Source organism: Pseudomonas abyssi (genome assembly GCF_002307495.1).
GTDB classification, from domain to species: Bacteria; Pseudomonadota; Gammaproteobacteria; order Pseudomonadales; family Pseudomonadaceae; genus Halopseudomonas; species Halopseudomonas abyssi.
Genome location: NZ_NTMR01000003.1, coordinates 387,022 through 404,436 on the forward strand (window position 1 = coordinate 387,022; position 17,415 = coordinate 404,436).

Below are 17,415 nucleotides of genomic sequence, written 5' to 3' on the forward strand. Positions count from 1 at the left end.
CTGATGATTCCCGAGCTTGGGCAAATTGCCCTGATCATTGCACTGTGCCTGGCGGTGCTGCAGGCCAGTGTGCCGCTGTACGGCGCCTGGCGTGGTGACGCGCTGGCGATGAACGTGGCGCAGCCGGCAGCCGCCGCGCAGTGCCTGTTTGTCGCCTTTGCCTTTGCCTGTCTGGTGCAGGCCTTTGTGGTCGATGACTTCAGCGTGACCTACGTCGCACTCAACTCCAATTCGGCCATGCCCTGGTACTACAAGGTCAGCGCGGTGTGGGGCGGTCACGAAGGGTCACTGCTGCTGTGGGCGCTGATCCTGGCCGGCTGGACCTTCGCGGTGGCGATCTTCTCGCGCGATCTGCCGGAGGAAATGCTGGCTCGCGTGCTGTCGGTGATGGGGATGATCAGTGTCGGCTTCTTGTGCTTCATGCTGATGACCTCCAACCCGTTCGACCGTCAACTGCCGTTCCACCCGGTGGATGGCAACGACCTGAACCCGCTGCTGCAGGACTTTGGCCTGATTGTTCACCCGCCGATGCTCTACATGGGCTATGTCGGCTTCTCCGTCGCGTTTGCCTTTGCCATTGCTGCGCTGCTGGGCGGGCGTCTGGATGCGGCCTGGGCGCGCTGGTCGCGACCCTGGACCATCGTCGCCTGGGCCTTCCTGACCATCGGTATCGTGCTCGGTTCCTGGTGGGCCTACTACGAGTTGGGCTGGGGCGGCTGGTGGTTCTGGGACCCGGTTGAGAATGCCTCCTTCATGCCCTGGCTGGTCGGCACTGCGCTGATTCATTCGCTGGCGGTGACCGAAAAGCGCGGCGTGTTCAAGAGCTGGACCGTACTGCTGGCCATCGCAGCCTTCTCGCTCAGCCTGCTGGGGACTTTCCTGGTGCGTTCTGGCGTGCTCACCTCGGTACACGCCTTTGCCAGTGACCCTGATCGCGGCGTGTTTATCCTCGGCTTCTTGCTGGTGGTGGTCGGCGGTTCGCTGCTGCTCTACGCCCTGCGTGCCCCGGTAGTGAAAAGCCAGATCGGCTTTGCCTGGAGCTCGCGTGAAGCGCTGCTGCTGGTCAACAACGTGGTACTCGTGGTGGCCGCGCTGATGGTGCTGCTGGGTACTCTGTATCCGTTGATCATGTCTGCCTTCGATACCCTGGTGTCGGTGGGGCCGCCGTATTTCAACGGCATGTTCCTGCCGTTGATGGCGATTCTGATGGCGGCGCTGGGGGTGGGTATTCTCAGCCGCTGGAAGCAAACGCCGGTCGACTGGCTGGTGGGCCAGCTGAAATGGGTGCTGCTGCTGTCGGCGATCGGCGCCGTGGCTATCGCACTCTGGCTGGGCGCGCACCAGCTGGCCATCGGCAGTCTGCTGTTGCTGGTGTTCTGGGTTTGCGGCGCCTCGCTGCGCGACGTGCTGCACAAGACCCGCAACAAGGGCCTGGCGTCCGGTGTGCGTGCGCTGCCGCGCAGCTACTGGGGCATGACCTTGGCGCACATCGGCATTGCCGTCTGCGCTGTCGGTGTTGTCGGCGCCAGCCTGTTCGATAATCAGCGTGACCTGCGCATGGCGCCCGGTGATGCGCTGGAGCTGGGCGGCTACACCTTCATCTTTGATGGCGTGCGCCACCGTGAAGGGCCCAACTGGATCTCCGATCAAGGCGTGGTCAGCGTCTACGCCGGTGATCGTCAGATCACCACTCTGCACCCCGAGAAGCGCTTGTATCGCGTGAAGAATCAAGTCATGACCGAGGCAGGTATTGATGCCGGCTTTACCCGTGACCTCTTTGTCGCCATGGGCGAGCCGCTGGAAGGGGATGCCTGGGCAATGCGCGTGCACATCAAGCCCTTCGTGCGCTGGATCTGGCTGGGCGGCCTGATGATGATGGCCGGCGGTCTGCTGGCGGCCAGTGACAAGCGCTACCGTCTGAAGGTGCGCCAGCGCGCCGACAAGACGGCCCAACCGTTGACCGGGGAGACTGCCTGATGCGTCGTGCACTGCTGATTCTGCCGCTGCTGATCTTTCTGGTGCTGGCCGGTTTCTTTCTCTCCAGCCTGATGAGCAAAGAGGCCGGGGTGACCGAGCTGGAGCTGCCGTCGCCGCTGCTGGACAAGCCCTTCCCGAGCTTTGACCTGCCGTCTGTGCTGGATGAGCAAACGCGCATTACCCAGGCCGACTTCCAAGGCCCGGCGCTGGTCAACATCTGGGCCACATGGTGTGTGGCCTGTCGTGTCGAGCATCCGGTGCTCAACCGTCTGGCGGCTGAAGGCGTGGTGATCTACGGGGTCAACTACAAGGACAACAGCGCTGATGCGATCAAATGGCTCAAGGATTTTCACAATCCGTACCAGTTGAATATCAGCGATGCTGACGGCCGCCTGGGCCTGGATCTGGGCGTCTATGGCGCGCCGGAAACCTACCTGATCGATGCTCAGGGCAATATCCGCTACAAGTTTATCGGCGTAATCGATGACCGCGTCTGGGATACCAACCTGGCCGCGCGTTATCAGGCGCTGGCCGAGGAGGCCCAATGATCCTGCGACTGAGTTGGCTGGCCCTGGGCCTGCTGCTGATGGTGGGCAGCGTCAGCGCGGCGGTAGATACCTTCGAGTTCAGCTCCGAGCAGGAGCGGGACCGCTTCTACGCTATTGGCGCGGAGCTGCGTTGCCCCAAGTGCCAAAACCAGAACATCGCTGATTCTGACGCCCCTATCGCCTCTGACCTGCGCAAGGAGGTCTATCGACTGCTGGACGAAGGGCGGAGCGATGAGGAAATCGTGGATTACATGGTCGCTCGCTATGGCGAGTTTGTGCGTTACAAGCCGGCACTGAACCGCGAAACGCTGGTGCTCTGGTTTGGTCCGTTGTTTTTCCTGCTTGCCGGCGTGCTGGCCATTGTGCTGATGGTGCGTCGCCGTCAGAAAGTCGCCGCCTCTGCGCCGGCTGCCGAGCTGTCACCGCAGGAGCAGCAGCGCCTGGACGACCTGTTGAACAAGAAGAGCCAAGATGACTGATTTGTGGTTTGCTGCCGCCGGCCTGGTGCTGGTGGCCATCGTGATGGTGCTGTGGCCCCTTTGGCGCCGTCGTCAAAGCGAGCGAGTCGATCGTACTGCGCTCAACGTGGCGCTGTATGAAGAACGGGTTGCTGAACTGGAAGCCCAGCAGCGTGCGGGTGATCTGAGCGAGGCCCAACTGGCCGCCGCCAAGGGCGAGGCCAGCCGACTGCTGCTCGAAGACACCGCCGCAGCTGACGCCCGCCAGGCGCCGCTGACCCGCCAGCTGACCTGGGTGCTGATCATTGGCGCCGTTGCATTGCCATTGGCCGTGCTGGGGCTCTATCGCCAATGGGGCGCTGCCGACGGGCTGGCGCTGTATCGCGAGATGCAGGCGACACCGCAGGTGGAGACCCTGGAGGCGCTGATCGACCGGACCCAGCGCGTGGTCGAGGTGCAGCCGGAAAACGGTGAAGCCTGGTACATGCTGGGCCGGGCCTACATGAGCGCGCAAAATCCGGAGAAGGCGGCAGACGCCTTCGGCAATGCGCTGGTGCGTCTTGGCGAGCAGCCTGAGGTACTGGCGCAGCTGGCCCAGGCGCGTTACTTCGCCAACGGTAACCAGCTGGATGCCGAAACGGCCCGCGCACTGGATAAAGCCATCGAGCTGGACCCGCAACAGCCCACCGCTCTGGGCCTGCTAGGGATTGCCGCCTTTGAGACCGGTGACTTTGCCGGCTCCATCCGCTACTGGCAGACGTTGATGCAGGGCATGGACCCGGAAAGCCCCGGTGCCCAGGCCATTCAAAGCGGTATCGAGCGCGCGCGTCAGCGTATGGTCGATGCGGGTCAGACGCCGCCGCCGGCAGCCGAGCCCGCCACGGGCCCGACGATTAACCTGCGCGTCAGCGTAGCGCCTGAGTTGCTGGCCGAGTTGCCGGCCGATGCCAGTGTGTTTGTCTTTGCCCGCGACCCCAATGGCCCGCCGATGCCGTTGATCGCCAAGCGCCTGAGCCTCTCGCAGCTGCCGCTGGAGATTACCCTCAGCGCTGATGACGCAATGTTGCCGGGTGTCACCCTGGATTCCGCGACCGCGCTGCAACTGGTCGCCCGCGTATCGCCCACGGGCGATGCACGCGAAGGGACGCATCTGGGACAGCTGGATGAGGTGCATGCTGGGCAGGATGGGACGCTGGAGCTGGTGATCGATCGCGCGATTAACTGAGGTATTTGGTCGTTTATGTTTGTTAGCCGCGCATAAAATGGCCGCTCTGTATCAGCGCCTCGCTATCTTCTGGCCAGCTTTTCGCCTTCACGGCGAGCTAAGGGGCGGCTGCTTGCCCAGCCCCCCTTAGCGATCCCCCGGGGCACCCGACTACGCGGCCCTTCGGGTTCGCTGCGTTGCTCGATTTATCGGGGTGGCCGGCGAGGTGAGCCACAAAACTCGGGGGCTCTGCCCGCCCCCTCAGACATCCTGTGGCTCTTTTTCCCGATAAATCTGCGCTACTCGCCCGCGTAAACGGGACTCGGAGCTGTGCCCACTTCAACATTGTTTTTTGATTCGTAACCTTTTGCCTGGTGACCGGTAATTGTCTGCCCGGGCTGAACCAGAAGCACGGATGTAGAGTCCATTCTGTAACAGGACCTTTACAGCGCCTGCGGGGCAGGCGGGAGGCGTGCGCTATGTTGACCCATATTCCTTTTGGTAACAGCAAGGTGCTGGGCTTTCGTATTGAGGGCAAGATCAGCGCCGAGATGCTCGATGAGATGCTTGAGCTGATCGAGGCCAAACTACGCGAGCACGCCAAGGTGCGGCTGTATGTGGAGATGCCGGCCTTTGGCGGCATGGCTGCCGAGGCGCTGTACAAGGATTTGAAGTACGGTATCAGTCACTGGAACCGCTTTGAGCGTGAGGCGGTGGTGACTGATCAGGGCTGGCTGGAGAAGCTGGTCGGGCTGGCCGACCGCCTGGTACCGGGTGTCGAAGCGCGTGTCTTCCCTGCCGCCGAGAAAGACGCCGCGCGGGATTGGATTCAGGCGCTGGAGTGAGGCGGGCGGCTCAGTCCTGCTGTACCTCGGGCAGGCTGACCGCCAGCAGTGCGCCGGCCAGCCCCACGCCGGACAGCAACAGCAGCATGCCGGCGGCGCCAATCAGCGAGCTGAGCAGGCCGAACAGGCCGGTCGCCAGCAGAATCAGGCCGATAGCGCTGTTGCTGACCGCAACATAGTCGGTGCGCTTGTTGCCGCCGGCCATGTCCAGTACATAGGTCTTGCGGCCCACGCGCACGCCGGCGTGGGCAATCCCCAATACAAAGAAGGCCACCGGGAACAGCCATGCATGCAGGTTGTCGGGCAGTGGCGCCCAGCGGTCAATGGCGATGACCACCGGCCCCAGCAGGCTGGCCAAAAGCGCAGCGCGGATCAGCACCTGACGGCTCGATGCATCCGACATGCGGCCCCAAACGCCCGCACTCAGGCTGCTGGCCAGCCCGTTGGCGACCAGAAAGGCGCCGAGCATGCCGAAGCTGGTTTCCACTTCTTGGGCCATGACCACGTAGTAGGGCGCCGACAGGGCTGAGCACAGCAGCAGTGCGCGGGTCACCACAAAACGACGAAACGGCGCGTCGTCGCGGAGCAGGCTGATGCGGCCAAGAGCGTGGGTCAAAGCGTTGCCGCCGCCCTCGGTGGCGCCGGGCGCCTCGTCGATGCCGCGATACACCAGTGCTGCCGCCACCCATAGCATCGCTGCGCCAATCAGCAGGGCAGCGTAGAACAGCATGTCGTCATCGCTGGGCGGGTAAATCAGGCAATACACCCCGAAGGCCAGTGCCAGCCAGCCCGAGAGGCTGGTCGCCACCCCGTTCAGCCGCCCGCGCCGGGTCTTGGGCACGGTCTTGCCGATCACATCCTTGCTGGCCACCGAGCACAGGCCGCGCGCCAGACTGAAGACAATCAAACAGGCAATGATCAACGCGCCGGCCAGCGTGCCCTCAAAGCACCAGGCCACCGCGCCCATGGCCAGCAGCGCGGCGGCCTGCAACAGGCTGCCGACCATCCACACGCCGCGCCGGTAGGGCATGCGACGAATCCAGGCGGCGATCAGCAGCTGCGGGAGCATGGAGCCGGATTCGCGAATCGGCACCAGCCAGGCAATCAGCGCCACCGGCGCGCCGACCACGCCCATCAGCCAGGCCAGGGTGGTTTTCGGGTTGGTCAGGGTATCGCCGAGGCTGGTCAGCGTATTGGCCAGCACCTGACGGAAGAAGTTCTGCGGTACATCCGAGCACGCGGCGTCGGGAATGTCTTTGCAGACGCGCGCGTCCTCTTCGTTCATCAGCTTGCTGTAAAGGTCGTGTAGGCGTGGTGTCTGGGGCATGGTCGGTTTCCTGCTGAACCTGTGCTGCGGCGCTGGCAAGTGTGCCGCAAGCCAGGGTTTCAGACCAGTCTCACAGGTATTTGCCGGCAACCCTTCTCATACAGGCACCGTCCGGGTAACAATGCGGGTTTGGCCTCAGGCAGCAAGGACAACGCCCCTTTCATGCGACTCAAATGCATCAAGCTGGCCGGCTTCAAATCCTTCGTGGACCCGACTACCGTCTACTTCCCGACCAACATGGGAGCGGTGGTGGGGCCGAACGGCTGTGGCAAGTCCAATATCATCGATGCGGTGCGTTGGGTCATGGGCGAAAGTTCGGCCAAGAACCTGCGCGGCGAGTCGATGACCGATGTCATTTTCAACGGCTCCAACTCGCGCAAGCCCGTGGGCCAGGCGTCCATCGAGCTGGTATTCGACAACAGCGATGGCACCCTGCAGGGCGAATACGCCGGCTACAACGAGATATCCATTCGCCGTAAGGTGACCCGCGAAGCGCAGAATCAGTACTTCCTTAACGGCACCAAGTGCCGTCGTCGTGACATTACCGACATTTTCATGGGCACGGGTCTTGGGCCGCGCAGCTATTCCATCATCGAGCAGGGCATGATTTCGCGCCTGATCGAAGCCAAGCCCGAAGAACTGCGCCTGTTCATTGAAGAAGCCGCCGGTATTTCCCGTTACAAGGACCGCCGCCGCGAAACCGAAAACCGTATTCGTCGCACCCAGGAAAACCTCTCTCGCCTGACCGATCTGCGCGAGGAACTGGAGCGTCAGCTGGCGCACCTGCATCGCCAGGCCCAGGCGGCGGAGAAGTACAAGGAGTTCAAGGCTGAGGAACGTCAGCTCAGGGCTCAGTTGCAGGCGCTGCGCTGGCAGACCCTGAATGAGCAGGCCGGCCAGCGTGAACACCGCGTGCGCGACCTTGAGGTCGCGCTGGAGGCCTTGATTGCCGAGCAGCGCAACGCCGACAGCGAGATTGAAAAGCAGCGCGACCAGCACAGCGACCTTAACGAGTCCTTTAACCGGGTGCAGGCGCAGTACTACAGCCTGGGCGCGGACATCAGCCGCATCGAGCAGATTCTGCAGTTCAACCGTGACCGCCAGCGGCAGCTGCATAGCGACATTGAAGAGACCGAGCTGGCCTGGCAGGAGGCGCAGAGCCATCTGACCCAGGACGAGGCGCTGCTGGCCGATTTGCAGACCGAGCTGGACGGTATCGAGCCCGAACTGGAGATGGCCGGCGCCGCCGAGGAAGACACTGCCATGGCGCTGCAGAGCGCTGAAGACGCCATGCAGACCTGGCAGGGCGCCTGGGACCAGTTCAACCAGCGCGCCGCCGAGCCACGCCAGCAGGCCGAGGTAGAGCAGTCGCGCATCCGTCATATGGAGCAATCGGTCGAGCGTCTGGGCGAGCGCATTCAGCGCTTGGAAGACGAGCGCGCCGGGCTCAGCGCCGGCAGCCTGGACGAGGAACTGGCGGAGCTGTCCGAACAACTGGCCGAGCTTGAACTGCGCAGCGAGAGCGAGCAGCTGCAGCTGGCCGAGGTGGGAGAGTGTCTGCAGCAAGATCGTGACACGTTGTCTGCGCTACAGCAGGAACAGGACATTCTTCGCGGCGAGTTGCAACGCGGTAACGGTCGACTGGCGTCGCTGGAGGCGCTGCAACAGGCGGCTCTGGCGCAAGGCAGCGATGTCGGCGACTGGCTCAGTGGCCAGGGCTTGCAAGGCCGTGGCCTGCTGGCCGAGCAACTGCAGGTCGAAGCCGGCTGGGAAGCGGCTGTTGAGGCGGTGCTGGCTGATGACCTGCAGGCCATTGCGCTGGATGACCTTGGCGCGCTGGAGGCCACCCTGGCCCAGTTCGAGCAGGGCAGTCTGCGATTGCTGCAGCGCGGCGCGCCCGGGCAGGGCAGTCCCGGCAGCTTGCTGGATAAAGTCGATAGCCCGCTCGACCTGCGCCCCTGGCTGGCGGCTATTCGCCCGGTCGACTCGGTTGCCGAGGCGCTGGCGTCGCGCGACAGCCTGGCCCCCCACGAATCGCTGATCACCCGCGAAGGTCACTGGGTTGGCCCCAACTGGCTGCGCTTTCGCCGTGGCGAGGCCAGCGAAGGCGGGGTGCTCGCCAGACAGCAGGAAATGGAGCAACTGCAGGCCAGCCTGGACGAGCAGCAGTCCGCGCTGGACCGTGGCCAGGAACGTATTGATCAACTGCGTGAAGGTATCCGCGCGCTGGAGCTGCAGCGCGATGGCCTGCAGCAGACGCTGGCTGCCAGCGGCCGTCAGCAGGGCGAAATCAAGGCCCAGTGGTCCGCGCGGCAGGTACGGCTTGAGCAAGTTAACGCGCGCCGTCAGCGCATTGGCGAAGATCTGGAAGAACTCAAGCGTCAGCGCGGTGAGGAACTTGAGCAGATTGGCGAGGCACGTCTGATCCTGCAGGACGCATTGGACAGCATGGCGGCCGACACCGGCCAGCGCGAAGAGCTGCTGCGCCAGCGCGATCTGGCGCGCGAAACCCTGGATCTGGCCCGCCAGCAGGCGCGCCAGCACAAGGATCGCGCCCACCAGCTGGCATTGCGCGTCCAGTCGCTGAATGCGCAGCTGAAAAGCACGCGCCAGGGGCTGGAACGTCAGCAGAGCCAGGCCGAACGGCTGTCCGAGCGGCGTGAACAGCTGCGCATGACCCTGGAAGAAAGCCAGGCGCCGGAAGACGACCAACGTATCGAGCTGGAAAGCCTGCTCGAACAGCGGGTTGAGGTGGAGCAGTCGCTCAGTGCCGCCCGCCAGGCACTCGAAGGCGTCGACCAGCAAATGCGTGCGCAGGAGACCCGTCGGGTGCAGGCCGAGCAGCAGGCTCAGGTACTGCGCACCCAGCTCGACGAGCAGCGGCTTGACGCCCGCGACCTGCAGACCCGCCGTCAGGGCTTGCAGGAACAGCTGACCGAGGCCGGTTACGATCTGCATGGTGTGCTGGCCACCTTGCCGCAGGACGCCAACGAGAGCGATTGGGAGCAGCAGCTGGCGCAGCTGGATGCGCGGATTCAGCGCCTGGGCGCGATTAACCTCGCGGCGATTGAAGAATACGAGCAGCAGTCGGAGCGCAAGCGCTATCTGGATGCGCAGAACAGTGATCTGGAAGAAGCCCTGAGCACCCTGGAACAGGTGATTCGCAAGATCGACCGGGAAACACGTGCGCGCTTCAAGGAAACCTTCGACAAGGTTAACCACGGCCTGCAGTCGCTGTTCCCCAAGGTCTTTGGTGGCGGTCACGCCTACCTGGAGCTGACCGGCGATGACCTGCTGGATACCGGCGTGGCCATCATGGCGCGTCCGCCGGGCAAGAAGAACAGCACCATTCACCTGCTGTCCGGTGGTGAAAAGGCGCTGACGGCGATTGCCCTGGTGTTCTCGATCTTCCAGCTCAACCCCGCGCCGTTCTGCATGCTGGATGAGGTGGATGCGCCGCTGGATGACGCCAACGTGGGCCGTTATGCCCGCATGGTGAAAGAGATGTCGGCGCGGGTGCAGTTCATTTATATCACCCACAACAAGATCGCCATGGAAATGGCCGATCAGTTGCTGGGTGTGACCATGCATGAACCTGGCTGTTCGAGGCTGGTCACAGTAGACGTAGAAGAGGCGGCTGCGTTGGCGGCAGTGTAGTTTTGATGGCGGGCATGCTAGCATCCGGCCAGACGAGAGGCGGGTTGCCAGCCGCCCGAACAGCATAGTGAAAACAGGAACGGGTATTCATGGATTTCGGTTTGCGTGAGTGGCTTTTCATCTTCGGCCTGCTGGTCATCGCAGGCATCTTGTTTGATGGCTGGCGGCGCATGGGCGGGCGGTCAAAAATCCGCTTCAAACTCGAACGCAATCTCTCCGATCTGCCCGAGGAGGGCGGTAGCGACGAACTGCTTGGCCCGCCGCGTGTGGTCAACCGCAACGAGCGCGCCGAGCCGTCCTTTGGTGGCGACGCGGCAGACACTCTGGCGGGTGACGATCAGTGGCATGAGCCGGAGCAGGTAGGTCTGGATCTGGACGAGCCGCCAGTGCTGGTAGACCCTGTCGCCGCCGAGCCGCGCAGCAAAAAGTCCGCTGCCGACAAGCCCGCGCGCAAAGCCGACGTCGAGCCCAAGCCCGAACAGCAGTCGCTGCCAGTGGAGCTGGTGCTGGTAATCAACGTGGTTTCGCGTGACGAGCAGGGTTTCTCCGGCTCGGCCCTGCACCAAAGTATTCTGGAAAGCGGCCTGCGCTTTGGCGACATGAACATCTTCCACCGCCATGAGAGCATGAGTGGCAACGGTGACGTGCTGTTCTCCATGGCCAACGCCCTCAAGCCGGGGGTCTTTGATCTGGACGAGCTGGATCAAAGCCACGTGCGTGCCGTCAGTTTCTTCATGGGCCTGCCTGGCCCGCGTCACCCCAAGCAGGCGCTGGACCTGATGATTGCCGCCGCCCGCAAACTCTCCCACGAGTTGGGTGGTGACCTGAAAGACGAACAACGCAGCGTCCTCACCGCCCAGACCATCGAGCACTACCGTCAGCGTATTGCCGAGTACGAGCGGCTGAACTACAGCCAGCGGCGCTAAGCGCGGCGCCCGTAGGGCGCTTCGCTAGCTGCACGCTACAAGCCTCAAGCTGCAAGCTAAGACCAAAAGCGGCCCGTGCCTGAGTTTGCTTGCCGCTTGAGGCTTGCAGCTTGAAGCTTCTGCGGGCGCATCGGTTAGAATAGCCCTCTGACTTCCCTGACCCCGCGGTTCCCCATGCCCCAGCACGTCACCCCTGCCGAGCGCGCCCTTGCCCTGCGTGAAGAAATTGCGCAGCACAATTACCGTTATTACGTGCTCGATGAGCCGGCGGTGCCGGATGCCGAGTACGATCGGCTGTTCAATGAACTCAAGGCCATTGAGGCGGAGCACCCTGACCTGATTACCCCGGATTCACCGACCCAGCGTGTGGGCGGCGCGCCGGCGTCCGGGTTTGGCGAGGTAAAGCACGAAGTGCCGATGCTGAGTCTCGGCAATGCCTTCGCTGAGCAGGACATGCTCGACTTTGATCGGCGTGTGCGCGAGGGATTGGACCTGCCAGTTGGCGACCTGTTTGGCGGCGGCGCTGAGGTGGAATATTGCTGTGAGCCCAAGCTGGATGGCTTGGCGGTCAGTCTGCTGTACGAAAATGGCGTGCTGGTGCGCGGTGCCACCCGGGGGGACGGCGCCACCGGTGAAGATATCTCCACCAATGTACGCACCATTCGCAATATTCCGCTGAAGCTTCGTGGTGAAGGCTGGCCGGCAGTGCTGGAAGTGCGTGGTGAAGTGTTCATGAGTAAGGCCGGCTTTGAGGCGCTGAACGAACGCGCACGTGAAGCCGGTAGCAAGACCTTCGCCAATCCCCGCAACGCCGCCGCCGGTAGCCTGCGCCAGCTTGATCCGACCATTACTGCCAGCCGTCCGCTGGAATTCTGCTGCTATGGCTTCGGCCGTGTCGACGGCGAGCTGCCTGATAATCAGTACGCCATTCTGCAGGCATTCAAGGGCTGGGGTATGCCGATCAGCCGTGAATTGAAACTGATGAAAGGCGTCGACGGCACGCTGGCCTACTACCGCGATATCGGCGAGCGCCGCGCCGCGCTGGAATACGAGATCGACGGCGTAGTGTTCAAGGTCAACCAGCTGAGCTACCAGCGTGAGCTGGGTTTCCGTGCTCGCGAGCCGCGCTGGGCGATTGCCCACAAGTTTCCGGCCATGGAGGAGCTGACCGAGCTGCTGGACGTCGAGTTTCAGGTGGGTCGCACCGGTGCGGTGACGCCAGTGGCACGGCTCAAGCCGGTCCAGGTCGCAGGCGTGACGGTATCCAATGCCACCTTGCACAACATGGACGAAGTCGCGCGGCTGGGCGTGATGATCGGCGATACCGTGATTATCCGCCGCGCCGGGGATGTGATCCCGCAGGTGATGCAGGTGGTTACCGAACGCCGCCCGGCGGATGCGCGGCCGGTGGAGGTGCCGAGCAATTGCCCGGTATGCGGCTCGGCGGTGGAGCGCACGCAACTGGTCAAGCGCGGCAAGTCGGGCTCGACCACCAGCGAAGGCTCGGTCTACCGCTGTGTCGGCCGTCTGACCTGTCAGGCGCAGCTTAAACAGTCGATCATTCACTTCGTCTCGCGTCGGGCCATGGATATTGATGGCCTGGGCGAAAAGAGCGTCGAGCAACTGGTTGATACCGGCCTGGTGGCCTCCCCGGCGGACCTGTATCGCCTGACCTATGAGCAGGTGCTGGCGCTGGACGGCTTTGCCGAGCTGTCGACCAAGAATCTGCTGACGGCCATTCAGGCCAGTAGGTCGCCGACCTTGGCGCGTTTCATCTACGCCTTGGGCATTCCCGATGTGGGAGAGGAAACCGCCAAGCTGCTGGCGCGCGCGCTGGGCACGCTGGAGCGCATCGAGCGTGCCTTGCCCGAGGTGCTGGTGTATCTGCCGGATGTGGGGCTGGAAGTCGCCCACGAGATTCATTCCTTCTTCGCCGACGCGCACAACCGACAGGTCATCGACCAGTTGCTGGAGCGCGGTGTCACCCCCGAGGAGCCGGGCGAGCTGGCGGCTGAATTTGCCGCCTGTGTCTCGCTGGCCGATTTTTTGGCGCGCTTGAATATTACCGGCATTGCCAGCACCGGCGCCGAGCGCCTGGCCAGCACGTTTGGCAGTCTGGATAAAATCCTCAGCGCCGACTGGCTGGACCTGAAGCAGGTTGAGCGTCTGAATGACAAGGCGATCAAGGCGCTGCGCGAGTTCGCCGAGAATCCAGGGCAGCGCGCCCACGCCGAGGCGGTTGAGCAGCAGTTGCGGGATTTCGGCATGCACTGGGACAGCCCCCGTGCAGAAGCCGCTGGTGGCCTGTCACTGGCCGGGCAGACCTGGGTACTGACCGGCACCCTGGAAGCCATGTCCCGTGATGTTGCAAAAGGGTATCTGGAAAGCCTGGGTGCCAAGGTGGCAGGTAGTGTGTCGGCCAAAACTCACTGCGTGGTGGCAGGCCCGGGTGCGGGCAGCAAGCTGGCCAAGGCCGAGCAACTGGGCGTAACCGTCTGGACCGAGCAGCAGCTGCTCGACATGCTGGCGGAGCAGGGCATCAGTGCATGAGCAGCCCTGAGCGTGTGAGCAGCCCTGAGCGCATCAGCGGCCCGGTCGTGCTGGCCCCCATGGAGGGGCTGGCCGACGCGCCCATGCGCGACGTGCTGACCCGCATCGGCGGTATCGACTGGTGTGTCAGCGAGTTTATCCGCGTGACCGAGGGCCTGCTCAACGTCGCCACCATTCGCCGCAGCGTGCCGGAAAGTGAACATAGCTGGCGGACCCGCGCCGGTGTGCCGGTGCGCCCGCAGCTGCTCGGCTCCGACGTGCGCTGGATGGGCGAGAACGCGGCGCTGCTGGCGTCGATGGATGCGCCGGCAATTGATATCAACTTCGGCTGCCCGGCCAAGACGGTCAACCGTCATCGCGGCGGCGCGGCGCTGCTGACCGAACCGGAGCTGTTGCGCGAGATTGTCGCCAGCGTCCGTGCGGCGACGCCTTTACAGATTCCGGTGACCGCCAAGATGCGCTTGGGGCTGACCGATACCAGCCAGACGCTGGAATGCGCGCAGGCGCTGGCCGACGGCGGCGCCTGCGAGATTACCGTGCATGCCCGCACCAAGGTCGAAGGCTACAAGCCGCCGGCCCATTGGGAGTGGCTGGCGCGTATTCGCGAGGCGGTAGCGGTGCCGGTGATCGCCAACGGCGAGGTGTGGACCACAGAGGATTATCGTCGTATTCGTGAGGTCAGTGGCTGTGATGCGGTGATGATCGGTCGCGGCCTGGTGCGCTGCCCGGATCTGGGGCTGCGCATTCTGCAGGATAGCGATGAGGCCGTGCTTGGCTGGGATGAGCTGTGGCCCTGGCTCGGTGACTTCTTCCGTCAGACCCGGTTGCGGGTGGTAGATCGTCACTCGCCGGGGCGGTTAAAGCAGTGGTTGGCCATGCTCGGTCAGCATTACCCGCAGGCGCGGGAGCTGTTTGACAACCTGCGCCGGGAAACCAGTGCGGACGCTGTGACCCGTCGGTTGGAAGGGCCGTTTGAGTCGGCTGCCTGATTTTGGTGTTTCGGTGTTCTGGCTTAACGCTGGCTCGTGTGCGGCGCGGGTTATGGTGGATACGCTGCGCTTAATCCACCCTGCGGTCGGGCATGAACTTCCGTAGGGTGGTGAATGCCGCAGGCCTCACCACCACCGGCCTATTGCTCCGGCTTATACCCCAACCGTAGTCCGCCCCAGTGCTCGCCGTTTACCATGATCGGCACCGACAAATCATGCATCACTTCACCGGTATCGCGTTTGTAGGTTTGCAGCAGCAGGGTTTGTTCGTGGCTGCCGCAGCGCCGTCCGGTGGGGTCGTCGAACAAGCGCTTGCTGCGGCAATGCAGGGTGTCGTGCTGCACATCGCCGGTGGGCTGCTTGCTGAACCGCTGGTTGTGGGTCGGCACATAGCCTGAGGGAATGGCGGCAATCGCGTACACCAGCTCCGGGTGCTGCTGCAGCAGGGGCTCCTGCAGGGCCGGCAGCACCTGATCGGTATAGCTGTCAAAGGCGCTGTGATAGCGCGCCGGGTTGCTGCCGGTGATCGGCGTAAGGTTGCGGTCGAACAGCGCCGAGCGCTGAATCTTGCCGCTGGCCAAGTCTGCCTCGAAGCGCGCTGCGATGGCGGCGGCGGTTTGCTGGGCGGCGTCGAAGAAGCGCTGGTGATATTCATCCAGCGCCACGTCGGCCAGCATTTCGCTGACCTGTTCGGCCAGTGACACCAGATTGACGGCTTCGCCGCCCAAGCGCTGGGTCTGCTCGTCACTCTGTTCAATATCGCTGCGTACCTGCTCCAGAGCGGTACTCAGGCTGGACAGTTGATCGCGGTTGGTCAGGCAGCTGTCGGCAATCTGCTCGGTGACGGTTTTCACTTCGCCGCCCTGGGCGCTGATCTCTTCCAGCTGGCCGGCGGCATCCTCAATCAGACAGACACCGCCGCGCACCTGCTCTACCAGTGTGGCGAAATCGGCGTTCACCCGCTGGCTTTGCTGATGCATGCGCTCGATGATCTCGCCCACCTCGGAGGTCGAGGTCGCCGTACGACCGGCCAGGGCACGCACCTCGTCAGCCACCACGGCAAAGCCTCGTCCCATCTCGCCGGCACGGGCCGCTTCGATGGCCGCATTGAGGGCCAGCAGGTTGGTCTGACTGGCGATGGCTTCGATCACACCCGTGACCTGCACGATCTTTTCAGTCTGCGCGTTCAGCTCGGCCAATACCGCATTGGACTCATCCGCCTGAGCGGCTAGCCGATGCATGACCCGCGTGGCTTCCTCCAGCGCTTGCCGCCCTTCCTGACTACGACTGCGTGCCTGCTCAGCGGCGTTGTCTGCGCGCTCGGCGTAGCGGGTGGTGGCGTCCACTTCGAGCGCAATCTGTTGCGCGCTGTCGGTTACCTGACGAATGGCCTGCAACTGCGACTGCTGGCGTTGGCGCAGTTGGTCTACCGAATGCGCCACCTCGGCCGCTGCAATGGCGTTCTGGCTGGTGGCGCGTGACAGACGGGCACTGAGGTCGGCGTTATCGGTCGTGCTGGCGGTTTCTTGCGCCGGGCGAGGGTGGTCGGCAGGAGGGTAGAACCAGGGTAGTCCGAGCCAGGGTAACAGGCAGAGAATGAGCGCAGGGCCGAGTGCCTCGACGCCCGCGGCGTGGTAAAGCCAGCCGAGAGTCGCCAACTGCAGCAGGAGCAGAATTGTCTTGCCGAGAAATCCGGTGCGCATACGGGTGTCCATTCCGGGCTCGCAGGCCTCTTTGTTTTAATTTGCCTACTATTTAGCCACCTGTATCAACGCTAGACAATCGATCTTTGGTCGGGGGTCGAAAGACTAGCTCACCTGCAGGCTGCGCATGAAGCCGGAGTCGAGATGGTCCTTGAGTCGTCGTGCTGCTCGACTGCGCAGCGCGAGGGGGCCGTAGCAGGCCAGCGCCTGGGCATCGGCGGTGGCCAGCAGAGCGAGCGCCCGGGGCTGTGGCTGGAAGTGATGGAGCGCCGGGCTGCCGGTCAACAGGGCGCGCAGGTTATGCCCCAGTACTGCGCCCTGGCGTACGGCGTAGACACCTGAGTGTGGACAGCCGGCGAGTGTCGCGCAGTCGCCGCTGGCCAGGATGTGCGGATGAGACTGGCTTTGCAGGGTGTCCGTGATACGGATAAAACCGGCCCCATCGGTTGCCAGGGCGCTGGCCTCTTGCCAAGGTGCCGCCGCCGTGCCGGTCGCCAGAACCACTGCGTCGGTGCGCACCGCGCGACCGTCGCCGGTAAGCAGGGAGCCTCCTTGGATCCGATTGATCTCATGCTGCTCATACAAGGGGATGCCCCGTTTGGTCAGCAGGGTTCTGGTGATGCGTGCTGCGCGGTGCGGCTGGGCGCCGAGTAACTGTCCTGCGCAGATCAGCGTGAGCTGGCAGCTGGGCAGGGCTCGCTGCAACGCCAGCACCAGCTCCACGGCAGCCGGGCCGCCGCCCAGCACGGCGATGCGTGCCGGCGTGGCGGCGTGACGCCATTGCCGCCAGCGGCGGTATAGCGTCCCGAAAGGCTTCGCGCCGATCAGCTCTACGCTGCCGTCGCTGTTTGCAGGGGCTGGATTGCCGGCGCCGCAATCCAAGGAAATCACCTGACCCGTGAGCTGGGCTCCGCTGGCCAGTTGCAGCGTGCTGCGCTCGGCATCCAGTGTGCTCAGACGATCAAGCTGCAACGAGATACCGGCGGCCCGGCACAGCGGTGCCAGCGCGGCGCGGCATTGCTCGGCCTGCCAGCGGCCGGCCAGCAGCCCGGGCATCATGCCTGAGTACCAGGCGTCAGGCTCCGGCGTGACCAGCAGACTGCCGGCGGGGGCGCGGTAGCCCTGCTTTATCCAGTCGCGCAAGGTGACCAGATGCGCATGGCCGGCACCGACCATAATCAGTGGCGCGGCCATCATTCAGGCCTTCTGGCTGGCGGGTTGTGGAAAGAGG

General features: G+C 63.8%; 12 protein-coding genes. 9 read left to right on the forward strand and 3 right to left on the reverse strand.

Annotation, left to right across the window (positions count from 1 at the left end; translation table 11 throughout):
- Positions 1-3 precede the first annotated feature (3 nt).
- The 5 genes from CNQ84_RS04315 (at position 4) to CNQ84_RS04335 (ending at position 5,032) form a co-directional block, all read left to right on the forward strand.
- Positions 4-1,977, forward strand: a complete 1,974-nt coding sequence (locus CNQ84_RS04315) for a heme lyase CcmF/NrfE family subunit (protein WP_096003669.1) — start codon at positions 4-6, stop codon at positions 1,975-1,977.
- Complete coding sequence (locus tag CNQ84_RS04320; RefSeq protein ID WP_096003670.1) at positions 1,977-2,525, forward strand: DsbE family thiol:disulfide interchange protein; 549 nt, start codon at positions 1,977-1,979, stop codon at positions 2,523-2,525. The genes CNQ84_RS04315 and CNQ84_RS04320 overlap by 1 nt, the downstream gene beginning before the upstream one ends.
- Entirely contained in the window at positions 2,522-3,004 is a 483-nt protein-coding gene (locus CNQ84_RS04325; protein ID WP_096003671.1) for a cytochrome c-type biogenesis protein, read from the forward strand. The genes CNQ84_RS04320 and CNQ84_RS04325 overlap by 4 nt, the downstream gene beginning before the upstream one ends.
- Positions 2,997-4,208 carry a c-type cytochrome biogenesis protein CcmI gene (gene ccmI, locus CNQ84_RS04330; RefSeq protein ID WP_096003672.1) on the forward strand — a complete coding sequence of 404 codons (1,212 nt, stop codon included), beginning with the start codon at positions 2,997-2,999 and terminating at the stop codon, positions 4,206-4,208. Before CNQ84_RS04325 ends, ccmI begins: the two co-directional genes overlap by 8 nt.
- Positions 4,209-4,666: 458 nt before the next feature.
- Entirely contained in the window at positions 4,667-5,032 is a 366-nt protein-coding gene (locus tag CNQ84_RS04335; protein ID WP_096003673.1) for a SpoIIAA family protein, read from the forward strand.
- A 10-nt stretch (positions 5,033-5,042) separates the two neighbouring features.
- On the opposite strand, the gene CNQ84_RS04340 is transcribed toward CNQ84_RS04335, so the two are convergent.
- Positions 5,043-6,359 (reverse strand): MFS transporter, encoded by a 1,317-nt coding sequence (locus CNQ84_RS04340; protein WP_096003674.1) that lies wholly within the window; start codon positions 6,357-6,359, stop codon positions 5,043-5,045.
- Positions 6,360-6,521: 162 nt separating this feature from the next.
- Here CNQ84_RS04340 and smc point away from each other — a divergent pair, with 162 nt between their 5' ends.
- The 4 genes from smc to CNQ84_RS04360 all read left to right on the forward strand — a co-directional run bounded on the left by smc (position 6,522) and on the right by CNQ84_RS04360 (position 14,481).
- Positions 6,522-10,016 carry a chromosome segregation protein SMC gene (gene smc, locus CNQ84_RS04345; protein WP_096003675.1) on the forward strand — a complete coding sequence of 1,165 codons (3,495 nt, stop codon included), beginning with the start codon at positions 6,522-6,524 and terminating at the stop codon, positions 10,014-10,016.
- An 89-nt stretch (positions 10,017-10,105) separates the two neighbouring features.
- A complete protein-coding gene (zipA, locus tag CNQ84_RS04350; RefSeq protein ID WP_096003676.1) occupies positions 10,106-10,942 on the forward strand; it encodes a cell division protein ZipA in 837 nt (278 codons plus the stop codon).
- 174 nt (positions 10,943-11,116) lie between these two features.
- Complete coding sequence (gene ligA, locus CNQ84_RS04355; protein WP_096003677.1) at positions 11,117-13,492, forward strand: NAD-dependent DNA ligase LigA; 2,376 nt, start codon at positions 11,117-11,119, stop codon at positions 13,490-13,492.
- Complete coding sequence (locus tag CNQ84_RS04360; protein WP_096003678.1) at positions 13,489-14,481, forward strand: tRNA dihydrouridine synthase; 993 nt, start codon at positions 13,489-13,491, stop codon at positions 14,479-14,481. Before ligA ends, CNQ84_RS04360 begins: the two co-directional genes overlap by 4 nt.
- A 140-nt stretch (positions 14,482-14,621) precedes the next feature.
- On the opposite strand, the gene CNQ84_RS04365 is transcribed toward CNQ84_RS04360, so the two are convergent.
- Entirely contained in the window at positions 14,622-16,196 is a 1,575-nt protein-coding gene (locus tag CNQ84_RS04365; protein ID WP_096003679.1) for a methyl-accepting chemotaxis protein, read from the reverse strand.
- Between the two features lie 93 nt (positions 16,197-16,289).
- Positions 16,290-17,381: an FAD-dependent oxidoreductase gene (locus tag CNQ84_RS04370; RefSeq protein ID WP_096003680.1), complete on the reverse strand. Its 1,092-nt coding sequence runs from the start codon at positions 17,379-17,381 to the stop codon at positions 16,290-16,292.
- Between the last annotated feature and the right edge of the window lie 34 nt (positions 17,382-17,415).